Genomic DNA, 12,641 nt, shown 5'->3' on the forward strand with positions numbered 1-12,641 from the left:
CCATGCCGAACTCAGAAGTGAAACGCGGTAGCGCCGATGGTAGTGTGGCATTCGCCATGCGAGAGTAGGACACTGCCAGGCACCCAATTAAACAGCGATGTGAAAAATCACATCACTGGCTGCGAGGATGGCACCTCAGTAAGCGGCAGAAGATTTAGCGAAAGCTAACCGAATGCGGAGCGGTAGTTCAGTTGGTTAGAATACCGGCCTGTCACGCCGGGGGTCGCGGGTTCGAGTCCCGTCCGCTCCGCCACTAATTTGAAAGGCCTTCCCTCAAGGGAAGGCCTTTTTGCTTTTGGATATTCGCGAACGGGATTAAGGAAACAGGGGACCACAGACAGGGCTGCGACTTGCCACTGGCAACTCGGTCCCTGCCTGTGGCACCTTGTGCTTGAGCCGGACCGTGTCCGCCTCCCCGTCCGCTCCGCCACTATTTAGAAAGCCCAGTCGAAAGACTGGGCTTTTTTTCGTTTCAAGAATCCAGACACTACTCATTTCCCCCTCGGATCAACACCATTATCACCCGATCATCGCCGCTGACCGTGGTTGCCGCTATAATGGCCGCCCTCAAGCAAGGTGGTGGTATGAAAGCAGAATATCTACAGCGATTCGGGGGCATTGCCCGTCTTTATGGTCAGAGCGCTCTTGGTTCCTTCAGCCAGGCCAGGGTCTGCGTGGTGGGGATAGGCGGGGTCGGCTCCTGGGCAGCCGAGGCGCTGGCCCGTGCCGGCATCAATCAGATCACCCTGATCGACATGGATGACATCTGCATCACCAACACCAATCGTCAGATCCACGCCATGCAGGGCACGGTCGGCCGCCTCAAGACAGAAGTCATGGCCGAGCGCATTCGTACCATCAATCCGGATTGCGAGGTGATCGAGGTGGACGATTTCGTCACCGCCGATAACCTGGCCGAGCATATCAAGCGGGAGTTTGACTATGTGGTGGATGCCATCGATTCGGTCAAGGCCAAGGTGGCGCTGATTGCCTTCTGCAAGCGCAACAAGATCCCGGTGATAGTAGCGGGCGGTGCTGGCGGGCAGATGGATCCGACCCAAATCACAGTGGCGGATCTGGCCAAGACCATTCAGGATCCGCTGGCCGCCAAGGTGCGCTCCGACTTGCGCCGGCTGCACAACTTCAGCAAGAATCCGGCGCGCAAATTCGGGGTGGAGTGTGTCTTCTCAACCGAGCAGCTGAGTTACCCGGATGGCCAGGGCGGCACCTGTCAGGCCAAGGCGGCCAGCGACGGCAACATGAAGATGGATTGCGCCTCCGGCTTTGGCGCCGTGACGCCGGTGACGGCGACCTTCGGTCTGGTGGCCGCCTCCCGGGTATTGAAGAAGATTGCCGAACGGGGCGCGAGGGTGGAGCGTGCCGCCCTCATGGACAGTCGCGAGGATATATCGCAGCCGCCGGTGGCCGGGGATCAGGCGGAGGCCTGAGCCCGAATCGCCAGCACGATCGCCCTGAGCCCGTTACCTCGTGACGGGCTCAGGTGTTTCTCGAGCCCCAGTTCGCTGAAATAGCCATCCACGTCAAATGTCTGGATAGCGTCGGCGGTCTGATGATTGAGCGCCGCCAGTACGATGACGATAAGGCCGCGCACTATGCGGGCATCGGAATCACAGGCAAAGTGCCAGCAGCCATCCTCCCCCTTTTCGCTCTTTAGCCAGGCCTGGCTCTCGCAGCCTTTCAAGCGGTGCTCTTCGGTTTGCCACTCGGCAGGCAGGGCGGGCAGCTGCTTGCCGAGCTGGATGATGAGTCGGTACTGGTTCTCCCAGCCGTGGGCGGCGGCAAACTGCTGGCGGATGGTGTCAGCGTTGGGCTCAAGGCCGATCTGGGTATAGGTTGCTAGGCTGCTCATGAGTTTGTCTGCCTTAGAAGAAGTCACTGAGTTTGTGCAGCGCCGCCAACAGGGCATCCACATCGTTCCGATCGTTGTAGCAGGCCAGGGAGGCCCGAAGGGTGCCGCCGATGCCAAGGCTCTCCATCAGCGGCATGGCACAGTGGTGCCCGACCCGCAGCGCGATCCCCTGCATGTCGAGCAGGGTGGCGGCATCCTGGGGGTGGATCTCGTCCAGCAGGAAGGAGACAGCCCCTGCCCGTTGTGCCGGTTCACCTATGAGGCGCAGGCCCGGCACTTGGCGCAAGCCTGTCACCAGATAGTCGGTGAGTGCTTGCTCATGGCGCACCAGGGCAGCTCTGTCTTGCGCCCTGACAAAGTCGATGGCGGCGGCGAGCCCTATGGCACCGGCAATATGGGGAGTGCCCGCCTCGAACTTGAAGGGCAGGGTATTGAAGGTGGTGCCGCTGAAGCTGACCTTGTCGATCATCTCGCCCCCCGCTTGCCAGGGTGGCATGCGCTCCAGCAGTTCGGTTCTGCCCCAGAGCACGCCTATGCCGGTCGGGCCATAGAGCTTGTGACCGGAGAACGCATAGAAGTCGCAGCCTATGGCCTGTACATCCACCTCGAGATGGGCAACCGCCTGGGCGCCGTCGATCAGGGTCAGGGCACCAACCGCCTTGGCGGCCGCCACTATCTGCTCCACCGGATTGACGGTACCGAGGGCATTGGAGACATGGGCCACGCTCACCAGTCGGGTGCGCGGCCCCAGCATGGCCAGGTAAGCCTCCATATCCAGATCCCCGCGCTTATCCAGCGGAATGACCCGAATAAGGGCGCCGGTGCGTTCGGCAATCAACTGCCAGGGGACTATATTGGCGTGGTGCTCCAGGGTGCTGAGGACGATCTCGTCCCCCGCCTTGAGCTCGCTCATCCCCCAGCTCTGGGCCACCAGGTTGATAGCCTCGGTGGTGCCACGGGTCCAGATCACCTCATGGCTGCGGGGCGCATTGATAAAGCGGGCGACCGTCTCGCGGGCTGCCTCGAAGGCGCGGGTGGCGCGACCGCTCAGGGCATGGGCGGCGCGGTGCACATTGGCATTGTCGGCCCGATAGTAGTGAGCTATGGCGTCCAGCACGGCCTGGGGTTTCTGGGTGGTGGCGGCGTTGTCCAGATAGATCAGAGGGTGGCCGTTCACCTCCTGCGCCAGGGCCGGAAACTGGCTACGCAATTGGGCGTGCTCTTGCTGATTCATGCTCCCCTCATCTCCTCTGGAAAAGTCGGCCATGATCCGGAAAATGACGGGCAAACACAAGGCGAAGTGGCGGGATCCTGTGTCCGGTTTCGGCTGCCCGCGGGATCTCTGTTACAATGCCGCCCCTCATCATAAGCCAAGAGATCCGGCCCATGAAGCTCAACCCCAATCAGAACGAAGCGGTCAAGTTTGTCTCCGGCCCTTGCCTGGTGCTGGCGGGTGCCGGATCGGGCAAGACCCGCGTCATCACCAACAAGATCGCCTACCTGGTGCAGCAGTGCGGCTATAACGCCCGCAACATCGCCGCTGTGACCTTTACCAACAAGGCGGCGCGGGAGATGAAGGAGCGGGTCGGCCAGACCCTGGGTCGCAAGGAGGCGCGGGGGCTCATGGTCTCCACCTTCCATACTCTGGGTCTCGACATCATACGTCGCGAGCACAAGAGTCTGAATCTCAAGGCAAACTTCTCCCTGTTCGACGACACCGATCAGCTGGCGCTGCTGAAAGAATTGACCGAGGCCGAGCTGGACAACGACAAGGACAAGCTCTCGGCCCTCATCACCCAGATCTCCAACTGGAAGAACGACCTCATACTGCCGGCGCGCGCCATGCGCATCGCCCGGGGGCCGGAAGAGGTGCTGATGGCCCAGCTCTACGAGCGCTATCACCGCCAGATGGTGGCCTACAACGCGCTGGATTTCGATGACCTCATCGTGATGCCGACCCTGCTGCTGAAGAACAACGAGGAGGTGCGTACCCGCTGGCAGAACAAGATCCGCTACCTGCTGGTCGACGAGTATCAGGACACCAACACCAGCCAATACGAGCTGGTGAAGCAGATAGTCGGCGAGCGGGCCCGCTTCACAGTGGTAGGGGATGACGATCAGTCCATCTACTCCTGGCGCGGTGCCAAGCCCCAGAACCTGGTGCTGCTGAACGAGGATTTCCCCAGCCTCAAGCTGATCAAGCTGGAGCAGAACTATCGCTCCAAGGGGCGTATTCTGAAATGCGCCAACATACTGATCGCCAACAACCCCCATGTGTTCGACAAGGCGCTCTTCTCCGAGCTCGACTACGGGGTGCCGGTCAAGGTGCTGTTCGCCAAGAACGAGGAGCACGAGGCGGAGCGGATCGCCGCCGAGATGATGGGTCACAAGTTCATGAATCGCACCCGGTTCAAGGACTACGCCATCCTCTATCGGGGCAACCATCAGTCGCGCATCTTCGAGAAGGCGCTGATGACCAACCGCATCCCCTATCGCATCTCCGGCGGCACCTCGTTTTTCTCCCGCACCGAGATCAAGGACATCATGGCCTATCTAAAGCTGCTGGTGAATCCGGACGAGGACACCGCCTTCCTGCGGGTGGTCAACCTGCCGCGCCGGGAAATCGGCCCCACCACGCTTGAGAAGCTGGGGCAGTACGCCAACCAGCGCGGCAAGAGTTTGTTTGCCGCCAGCTTCGAGCTGGGGCTGGAGCAGCACCTCTCCGGCCGTGGTCTGGTGGCTTTGCAGGCCTTTACCAACTGGCTGGTGCGGCTTGGCGATCAGGCGCAGCGGGGCAACCCGGTGGAGGCGGTGCGGGACATGATCAAGGAGATCCACTACGAGGAGTGGCTCTATGAGACTTCCCCCAGCCCGAAGGCGGCCGAGATGCGGATGCAGAACGTCTCCACCCTCTATCGCTGGATCACCGAGATGCTGGAGGGGGACGAGCTGGAAGAGGCCATGACGCTCGCCCAGGTGGTCACTCGCCTCACCCTGCGGGACATGATGGAGCGCAACGAAGGGGAAGACGATGCGGATCAGGTGCAGCTGATGACACTGCACGCCTCCAAGGGGCTGGAGTTTCCCTATGTCTACATGGTGGGCATGGAGGAGGGCTTGCTGCCCCACCAGACCAGCATCGACGAGGACAACGTGGAGGAGGAGCGTCGTCTCGCCTACGTGGGTATCACCCGGGCCCAGACCGAACTGACCTTCACCCTCTGCAAGGAGCGGCGTCAGTATGGCGAGTCGGTGCGTCCCGAGCCGAGCCGCTTCCTGCTGGAGCTGCCCCAGGACGATCTGGAGTGGGAAAACCAGAAGAAGGTGACGGCCGAGGAGCGCCAGCAGAAGGGGCAGGTCGGAGTCGCCAACCTGAGGGCCCTGTTCAAGAAGGATTGAGTGAAGGTTCGGCCGGGGGCTCTGCCTGGGTGAGCAGCGGTATGATGTCGGATCCTGGCAGAGGCGGGGATATGTGGCGCCCCTGTCCCAGGGCGCAGCCCAGCTCGATCAGCTTCTGCAACTGCTGCTGGTTCTCTATGCCCTCGACCACCAGGGTGAAGTCGAGATCCTGACAGATGTCCCGCATGGCACGGATCAGCGCCAGGTCCTTGGGGGAGTTCAGCATGCGATGGGTGAAGCTGTCATCCACCTTGATGTAGTCCACCGGGAAGTGGAACAGGGCATTGAGGGAGGAGAAGCCGGTCCCGAAGTCGTCCAGGCTGATCTGAATCCCCTTGGCCCTGAGCTCATGGAGCGAGGTGAGTGAGTCGGCACTCTGCCTGGAGAGCTCCCGCTCGTTGAATTCGAAGATGAAGTAGCCGGGCATCACCCCCTCCTCCTCCATGATGTGGACCAGCGCCATGATCTGCTCGCGGCTGGCCAGGTGCTTGCCGGACAGGTTGAGCGATATCTTGAAGCGACCGCCGTCCGAAATCTGCAGCCAGCCCTTCAGCTGCTGGCAGGTGCGCCTGAGGATCTGGCGATCCAGATCCTGAATGAGGCCGCACTGCTCGGCCAGTGGAATGAAGTCGAAGGCATCCTTCAGTTCTCCCTCCTCGGTGATCCAGCGCGCCATCACCTCCAGCCCCACCAGACGACTCTCTTTCAGTCTGATCACCGGCTGGAAGTAGGGCACTATCCTGCCTTCCCGCAAGGCCCTGAACAGCCGCTCTTCCGGCGAGCCTGAGTGTTCCATGCAGGCGTCTGAGTACATGACGATGCGACTGCGGCCATTGCGCTTGGCCTGGTACATGGCGAGATCGGCCTGGTGCAGCAGCTCGCTGATGTCCGTGGTCTGCTCCGACACGCTGGCCACCCCCAGGCTGACGGTGACGGTCAGCTCATTGCCCTGAAGCCGGAACGGGTGGGCAATGCGGCCTAGAATGCGGTTGAGTACGGGGCTGACGTCCTCCTCCTGCTGGCTGTTGTCCAGGTAGATGACGAACTCGTCGCCTCCCAGCCTGGCCACCATGTCATTTTGCCGGATGCAGCTCTGCAGACGCTTGGCCAGCTCCTGCAGCAGCTGGTCGCCGGCACTGTGGCCCAGGGCGTCATTGACCTGCTTGAAATGATCCACGTCGGCGAAGATCAGGGTGAAGCCGGCCGTCTGGTAACGGCGGTAACGGGTCATGGCATGGTGGAGGTGGTTCATCAGCAGGGCCCGGTTCGGCAGCTGGGTAAGCGGGTCATGCAGCGCATTGAACTGGAGTCGCCGCTCCAGCTCCTGATGATGTCTGAGCCGTTTCTGTAGCCGCAGGTTGGTCTGGCGCAGCTGCTGGAGTCGCTGGTTGATGGACTCTTCCGAGTTGAGTTCATCCAGCTGCTGCCTGACTCTCTTGAGCTCAAGCAGCAGGGTCAACTGGTGGCGCAGGAAGTCGAGGAACAGCCTGTCATCGGCTTCCAGGGGCTGGGCAGTATTGATGATGAGGTGGGCGAAATACTGTTGCTGCTGGCGCAGGGGCAGGCTGTACCAGAACAACCCGGCCTCGCTGCGCTCTATGCTGTTGGTGCTGTGGCACAGGGCCCTGATGACGTCGTCATCGTAGGCGAGCCGCGTCGGATAGAGTTTCTCCAGCCGCTGGTTGTCGAGGCGGACCAGCAGCATGTCATTGACGGCCAGCATCTGGCGCAGCACGGCCTCCAGCTGGGAAAACAGGGCATGCTGCGGCAGGTTGTGGGCCAACCGCATGATACGGCTGATTTTTTCAATCTTCTGCTGCCATTGGGGATCCCGCTGCATCAGGGGGGAAGCCTGCCCCGCCAGCTGGGTGCCGGTCTGGGTTTCGTGCAGGCGCTTGGCCAGACATTCCAGCAGCAATCTCAGGGTCGGGGCCTGTTCGGGGGCGCCGCGGGCCAGCAGCCATTGCACCTCATAGTGCTCCACCGCCTGCACGCACCATCCCTGATGTTCATCGAGTCGGGTGAGCTGTTCGGTGAGACGGGGCCCTTCACGCCCCAGCTGTTGCTTGAACGCCTCGGGCAGCTGATGTGCATACAGCCAGTGCAGGCCTCCATCGGCCAGCCCCAGCATGGCAAAGTGCTGCAGGGGGCAGAGTCTGCCCAGCTGCTCTACCAGTCTGGCGTAATCCTCAGGGGAGGCGATGCCGGGCGCGGGAAAATCCATGATGGAAGAAACGACCGCCAGCAAGGGGGGGGGATCTGGCGGTGTGAGGGGCTGGACTGACATGCAATACTCCCGAATAAACTCACCTACAAGCGTAGTCGGAAGTGATTGGATTGAAAGGGCTGCAATAGGAGCCCTTTCAACCACTTAGAGCTTGTCGATCATGTAGTGAATGGCGTTTTCGATCTCTTCGTCACTACAGGCCGCGCAAGTGCCCCGTGCCGGCATCATGCCGGCCTTGCCGGTGAAGCCTTCGATGGCATGCTTGCGCAGGGTGTCGAACCCCTGGGCGATGCGTGGTTCCCAGGCCGCCTTGTCCCCGCGCTTGGGCGCGCCGGCCGCTCCGGTATCGTGGCAGGCAAAGCAGGCACCCTTGAACACTGTTTCGCCATCACGGGGACCGGACGAGGCGGCAGCAGGGGCGGCCGCGGCCGTCGCAATGCCTTCCAGATCCTTGGCGGTGTAGACCTGGCCGACCGGGGCTATGCGCTCGGCGATGGCTTCCGTCGACATCTCATCGGCGGCAAAGACGGCGCCGGACAGGGTGGCGGCCGCCATCCCGGCAGCCAGCAAATAGCTCAGTTTTTTCAACACGCTCATGTACTCCCAGCAGGCTCTTATTATCCCTAGAAAACGACGGGATTATAACCGAATAGTTACAGGCATTTAAACGCTTGTGTGTGAAGTGTTAAGCAATCTGCAAACAAAGTTTCTGCGGCGGCAGGGGCAGCAGGCAAGGCAAGAGCAAAAAGAAACCCGGCTTTCGCCGGGTTTTTGCAATCAGCCGTGAAAAAGGCTGACTTGTCTCCACTCAGGATCCCTGTGCCGGACCGAGCCTTTGCACATGACATCCACGGCTCATCAATCCCAGTTCAGGATCACCTTGCCGGACTTGCCTGACCCCATGGCTTCGAAGCCCTGCTGGAAGTCATCGATGTGGAAGTGATGGGTGATGATGGGGCTGAGATCCAGGCCGGACTGGATGAGGCTGGCCATCTTGTACCAGGTCTCGAACATCTCGCGACCATAGATCCCTTTGATAAACAGTCCCTTGAAGATCACCTTGTTCCAGTCGATGGCCATGGTGGAGGGGGGAATGCCGAGCATGGCAATCTTGCCGCCGTGGTTCATCTTGTCGATCATGTCCTGGAAGGCGCTGGGCACGCCGGACATCTCCAGCCCCACATCGAAGCCTTCGGTCATGCCGAGTTCGTCCATCACGTCGGAGAGCTTCTCCTTGGCCACGTTGACGGCGCGGGTGGCGCCCATCTTGCGGGCCAATTCGAGGCGGTATTCGTTGACGTCGGTTATCACCACGTGACGGGCACCCACATGGCGGCAGACGGCGGCAGCCATGATGCCGATGGGGCCGGCGCCGGTGATGAGCACGTCTTCACCCACCAGATCGAAGGAGAGGGCTGTGTGCACGGCGTTGCCGAACGGATCGAAGATGGCGGCCAGCTCATCGGGGATGTTGTCCGGCAGCTTGAAGGCGTTGAAGGCCGGGATCACCAGGTATTCGGCGAAGGAGCCCGGGCGGTTGACGCCGACCCCTATGGTGTTACGGCACAGGTGGGTACGACCGGCGCGGCAGTTGCGGCAGTGGCCGCAGGTGATGTGGCCTTCGCCTGAGACGCGATCGCCGATGGCGAAGCCGCGCACTTCCTGGCCGACGGCGACCACCTCTCCCACGTACTCGTGACCGACCACCATGGGCACGGGTATGGTCTTCTGGGCCCACTCATCCCAGTTGTAGATGTGCATGTCGGTGCCGCAGATGGCGGTCTTGCGGATCTTGATCAGCAGATCGTTGTGGCCGAGCTCGGGAGTCGGGACGTCCGTCATCCAGATGCCGGCTTCGGATTTGAGTTTGGAGAGTGCTTTCATGACAGATTCCTCACGGCGCTGTGCCGGGTACAGAGGGTAATAAAATGGGGCCCAACCTTGGCCCCCGTTTTAATCAGCTAGCCATGTGATCAAATCACACCGAGCTCGCGGCCGATGCGGATGAAGGCATCGATGGCCTTGTCCAGCTGCTCGCGGGTATGGGCGGCAGACATCTGGGTTCGGATGCGGGCCTGGCCCTTGGGCACCACGGGGAAGGAGAAGCCCACCACGTAGATGCCGGCCGCCAGCATGCGGCTCGCCATCTCGGCGGCCAGCTTGGCATCCCCCAGCATGACCGGAATGATGGCGTGATCGGCACCGGCCAGGGTGAAGCCGGCGGCGCTCATCCGGGTGCGGAAATACTCGCTGTTCTCTTTCAGGCTGGCCCGCAGCGCGTGGCCGTCGGCCAGCATGTCGATCACCTTGATGGTGGCCGAGACGATGGAGGGGGCCAGGGAGTTGGAGAAGAGGTAGGGACGGGAGCGCTGACGCAGCCAGTCGATCACCTCTTTCTTGCCAGAGGTGTAGCCGCCGGAGGCGCCGCCGAGCGCCTTGCCCAGGGTGCCTGTGATGATGTCGACCCTGTCCAGCACACCGCAGTATTCGTGGGTGCCACGGCCGTTCTCGCCGATGAAGCCCACCGCGTGGGAGTCATCCACCATCACCAGGGCGTCGTATTTGTCGGCCAGATCGCAGATGGATTTGAGGTCGGCGATGACACCGTCCATGGAGAAGACACCGTCGGTGGCGATCAGCTTGAAGCGGGCGCCGTCGGCATTGGCCTGCTTGAGCTGGGCTTCCAGCTCGGCCATGTCGTTGTTGGCGTAGCGATAGCGCCTGGCCTTGCACAGCCGTACGCCGTCGATGATGGAGGCGTGGTTGAGCGCATCTGAGATGATGGCGTCTTCGGCGCCGAACAGGGTCTCGAACAGACCGCCGTTGGCATCGAAGCAGGAGGAGTAGAGGATGCTGTCCTCGGTGCCGAGGAAGGCGGACAGTTTCTGCTCCAGCGCCTTGTGCTGGTCCTGGGTACCGCAGATGAAGCGTACCGAAGCCATGCCGAAGCCGTGACTGTCGAGTCCCTGATGGGCGGCGGCGATAAGATCCGGGTGGTTGGCCAGCCCCAGGTAGTTGTTGGCACAGAAGTTCAGAACCTGCTCGCCGCCCACCGCAATCTGGGCCTGCTGAGCCGAGGTGATGATGCGTTCCTGCTTGTATAGCCCTTCCGCCTTGACCTGTTCGAGCTGTTCGGCCAGGTGACGATAGAATCCGTTAGACATCCTCGGTCCTCATTGACTGTGTCGACTGTGTTATCAGGATCTTGGGCCGTGCGAGGTGCACGGAGTGACGTCGTCGCGGTCGTGACGAAACGTCGACAGACCCTGGAATGGGCAACATTTTACTGCAATCGTTGCGCACCAATTCAAATTATTATGCTGATATTCAACAATTGTGAAACAGATCTCACCCTGCTGGTTGGGCCAGTTGGTGGTAGTGCTGCTCCAGTTGGCGGATCTGGGCGATCACCTGGGGCTGCACATAGGGGCGCAGCAGGAAGAGCACCCGCAAGACCCCCTGATAAAGCAAGGGCTTGGTGATGCGGGTATGGGGCGCCTGGGCAATCTGGAAGGGGATCCAGCAGGTGACCACCATCTTGATGGTCTGGCCCAGATCCGGCAGATCTTCGTCGCTGACGTCTATGATGCCGCCCTCGCGCAGGCTTCTCAGCAGTGCTTCCACGGCGGCGCGCAGCTGCTCCTGGGCCTTGAGGTACTTGTGCTGCAAGGGTTCGTCGCGACTCAGGATGTCCGGCAGGTTGGCGTAGAAGAAGCGGAACTGCCACATCAGATAGAAGATGGCATCCAGATAACCCATCAGATCTTCCAGCTTGATCTCGTGGCTGCGGGCCGGCGTGAAGCTCTCGCTCAGGTGGCGGGCGTATTGATCGAAGATGGAGTGGATGATGTCTTCTTTATTGCGGAAGTGGTAATAGAGGTTGCCCGGGCTGATGCCGAGATGGGCGGCAATGTGGTTGGTGGTGATGTTGCGTTCACCCTGATCGTTGAACAGCTCGGTGGCGCTGTGGATGATCCTGTCTCTGGTCTTCATCACTGATCCCTCTGCCGGGCCCTGTGCGCCGAGGTCGAATCCCCTGGCGGCCCGTGATAAACTTTTCGGCAATTTCAAATTGGCCCACTATACACAGCTTTAACAGGCAGTCACACGGGGCCATCAACGTACGCGAGGCAAACTCCATGATCGTAGTAACTGGCGGTGCTGGCTTTATCGGCAGCAATCTGGTCAAGCAGCTGAACGCTCAAGGACGGACCGATATCGTGGTCATCGACGACCTGACCGACGGCACCAAGTTCGTCAACCTGGTCGATCTCACCATCGCCGACTACATGGACAAGGACGAGTTCCAGGCGCGGATCGTCTCCGGTGACGAGTTTGAAGAATGGGATGGCGGCATAGAGGTGATCTTCCACGAAGGTGCCTGCTCCGCGACTACAGAGTGGAACGGCAAGTTCATCATGGAGGTCAACTACGAGTACTCCAAGGATCTGTTCCACTACTGCATCGAGCGGGAAATTCCCTTCATATATGCCTCCTCCGCCGCTACCTATGGCGGCCGCAACGACAACTTCATCGAAGATCCCAAGTTCGAGCAGCCCCTCAACGTCTATGGCTACTCCAAGCAGCTGTTCGACCAATACGTGCGCCGCTGGCTGCCGGAGATCGACTCCCAGGTCGTGGGCCTGAAATACTTCAACGTCTACGGCCCGCGCGAACAGCACAAGGGCTCCATGGCTTCCGTCGCCTTCCACCTCAACAACCAGGTGAAGCAGGGGGACAATCCCAAGCTGTTCGAGGGCTGCGACGGCTTCCCGGATGGCGGCCAGATGCGCGACTTCATCTATGTGGACGACGTCTGCAAGGTGAACCTCTGGTTCTGGCAGAACCCGCAGCACTCCGGCATCTTCAACTGCGGTACCGGCCGTGCCGAGCCGTTCCAGAACGTGGCCGAGGCCGTGATCAAGCATCACCAGCAAGGCGCCATCGAGTACATCCCCTTCCCGGATCACCTCAAGGGTCGCTATCAGAGCTTCACCCAGGCCGATCTGACCCGCTTGCGTGGCGTCGGTTATGACGGCGAGTTCAAGACTGTCGCCGAAGGCGTGGCCGATTACATGGCCTGGTTGAACCGGGCTTGATCCCCCTCTGACGGGCGGCCCTGGCCGCCCGTCGATCGGATGCGCT

At 61.0% G+C, this 12,641-nt stretch carries 10 protein-coding genes and 1 tRNA gene; 4 read left to right on the forward strand and 7 right to left on the reverse strand.

Annotation, left to right across the window (positions count from 1 at the left end; translation table 11 throughout):
* Positions 1 to 176 precede the first annotated feature (176 nt).
* Both AB5Y91_RS10570 and tcdA read left to right on the forward strand, forming a co-directional pair.
* A tRNA-Asp gene (locus tag AB5Y91_RS10570) sits at positions 177 to 253 on the forward strand.
* Positions 254 to 584: 331 nt separating this feature from the next.
* Positions 585 to 1,448, forward strand: coding sequence for a tRNA cyclic N6-threonylcarbamoyladenosine(37) synthase TcdA (gene tcdA / locus AB5Y91_RS10575; RefSeq protein ID WP_368169763.1), 864 nt, complete (start codon positions 585 to 587; stop codon positions 1,446 to 1,448).
* Here the strand turns inward: tcdA and AB5Y91_RS10580 are convergent.
* Together AB5Y91_RS10580 and AB5Y91_RS10585 are read right to left on the reverse strand one after the other, a co-directional pair.
* Positions 1,433 to 1,870, reverse strand: coding sequence for a SufE family protein (locus AB5Y91_RS10580; RefSeq protein WP_162627434.1), 438 nt, complete (start codon positions 1,868 to 1,870; stop codon positions 1,433 to 1,435). The two genes, tcdA and AB5Y91_RS10580, sit on opposite strands and share 16 nt — an antisense overlap.
* A 13-nt stretch (positions 1,871 to 1,883) precedes the next feature.
* Positions 1,884 to 3,104 (reverse strand): cysteine desulfurase, encoded by a 1,221-nt coding sequence (locus tag AB5Y91_RS10585; RefSeq protein WP_368169764.1) that lies wholly within the window; start codon positions 3,102 to 3,104, stop codon positions 1,884 to 1,886.
* A gap of 152 nt (positions 3,105 to 3,256) precedes the next feature.
* Here AB5Y91_RS10585 and rep point away from each other — a divergent pair, with 152 nt between their 5' ends.
* Entirely contained in the window at positions 3,257 to 5,269 is a 2,013-nt protein-coding gene (gene rep / locus AB5Y91_RS10590) for a DNA helicase Rep (protein ID WP_163150223.1), read from the forward strand.
* Here the strand turns inward: rep and AB5Y91_RS10595 are convergent.
* The 5 genes from AB5Y91_RS10595 to AB5Y91_RS10615 form a co-directional block, all read right to left on the reverse strand.
* The gene (locus tag AB5Y91_RS10595) at positions 5,256 to 7,556 is read right to left on the reverse strand and encodes a putative bifunctional diguanylate cyclase/phosphodiesterase (protein ID WP_368169765.1); all 2,301 of its coding nucleotides are present in this window, start codon (positions 7,554 to 7,556) and stop codon (positions 5,256 to 5,258) included. The genes rep and AB5Y91_RS10595 overlap by 14 nt on opposite strands.
* Positions 7,557 to 7,640: 84 nt before the next feature.
* A complete protein-coding gene (locus AB5Y91_RS10600; RefSeq protein ID WP_005327368.1) occupies positions 7,641 to 8,093 on the reverse strand; it encodes a cytochrome c5 family protein in 453 nt (150 codons plus the stop codon).
* A gap of 261 nt (positions 8,094 to 8,354) precedes the next feature.
* On the reverse strand, positions 8,355 to 9,380 hold the full coding sequence (tdh, locus tag AB5Y91_RS10605) for an L-threonine 3-dehydrogenase (RefSeq protein ID WP_368169766.1): 1,026 nt from the start codon (positions 9,378 to 9,380) through the stop codon (positions 8,355 to 8,357).
* Positions 9,381 to 9,469: 89 nt separating this feature from the next.
* Positions 9,470 to 10,660 (reverse strand): glycine C-acetyltransferase, encoded by a 1,191-nt coding sequence (locus tag AB5Y91_RS10610; RefSeq protein WP_234567888.1) that lies wholly within the window; start codon positions 10,658 to 10,660, stop codon positions 9,470 to 9,472.
* Positions 10,661 to 10,844: 184 nt separating this feature from the next.
* Positions 10,845 to 11,489, reverse strand: coding sequence for a TetR/AcrR family transcriptional regulator (locus tag AB5Y91_RS10615; protein WP_025325250.1), 645 nt, complete (start codon positions 11,487 to 11,489; stop codon positions 10,845 to 10,847).
* 146 nt (positions 11,490 to 11,635) lie between these two features.
* Between AB5Y91_RS10615 and rfaD the strand changes: the two genes are divergently transcribed.
* The gene (gene rfaD / locus AB5Y91_RS10620; RefSeq protein ID WP_025325251.1) at positions 11,636 to 12,595 is read left to right on the forward strand and encodes an ADP-glyceromanno-heptose 6-epimerase; all 960 of its coding nucleotides are present in this window, start codon (positions 11,636 to 11,638) and stop codon (positions 12,593 to 12,595) included.
* Positions 12,596 to 12,641: the final 46 nt, after the last annotated feature.

Source organism: Aeromonas sp. R4-3 (genome assembly GCF_040908275.1).
GTDB lineage: Bacteria > Pseudomonadota > Gammaproteobacteria > Enterobacterales > Aeromonadaceae > Aeromonas > Aeromonas rivipollensis.

What these genes read in the sequence shown, in the direction of transcription:
- tcdA (WP_368169763.1), top strand. Translation starts at nt 585, where the DNA reads ATGAAAGCAGAATATCTACAGCGATTCGGGGGCATTGCCCGTCTTTAT.
- AB5Y91_RS10580 (WP_162627434.1), bottom strand. Translation starts at nt 1,870, where the DNA reads ATGAGCAGCCTAGCAACCTATACCCAGATCGGCCTTGAGCCCAACGCT.
- AB5Y91_RS10585 (WP_368169764.1), bottom strand. Translation starts at nt 3,104, where the DNA reads ATGAATCAGCAAGAGCACGCCCAATTGCGTAGCCAGTTTCCGGCCCTG.
- rep (WP_163150223.1), top strand. Translation starts at nt 3,257, where the DNA reads ATGAAGCTCAACCCCAATCAGAACGAAGCGGTCAAGTTTGTCTCCGGC.
- AB5Y91_RS10595 (WP_368169765.1), bottom strand. Translation starts at nt 7,556, where the DNA reads ATGTCAGTCCAGCCCCTCACACCGCCAGATCCCCCCCCCTTGCTGGCG.
- AB5Y91_RS10600 (WP_005327368.1), bottom strand. Translation starts at nt 8,093, where the DNA reads ATGAGCGTGTTGAAAAAACTGAGCTATTTGCTGGCTGCCGGGATGGCG.
- tdh (WP_368169766.1), bottom strand. Translation starts at nt 9,380, where the DNA reads ATGAAAGCACTCTCCAAACTCAAATCCGAAGCCGGCATCTGGATGACG.
- AB5Y91_RS10610 (WP_234567888.1), bottom strand. Translation starts at nt 10,660, where the DNA reads ATGTCTAACGGATTCTATCGTCACCTGGCCGAACAGCTCGAACAGGTC.
- AB5Y91_RS10615 (WP_025325250.1), bottom strand. Translation starts at nt 11,489, where the DNA reads ATGAAGACCAGAGACAGGATCATCCACAGCGCCACCGAGCTGTTCAAC.
- rfaD (WP_025325251.1), top strand. Translation starts at nt 11,636, where the DNA reads ATGATCGTAGTAACTGGCGGTGCTGGCTTTATCGGCAGCAATCTGGTC.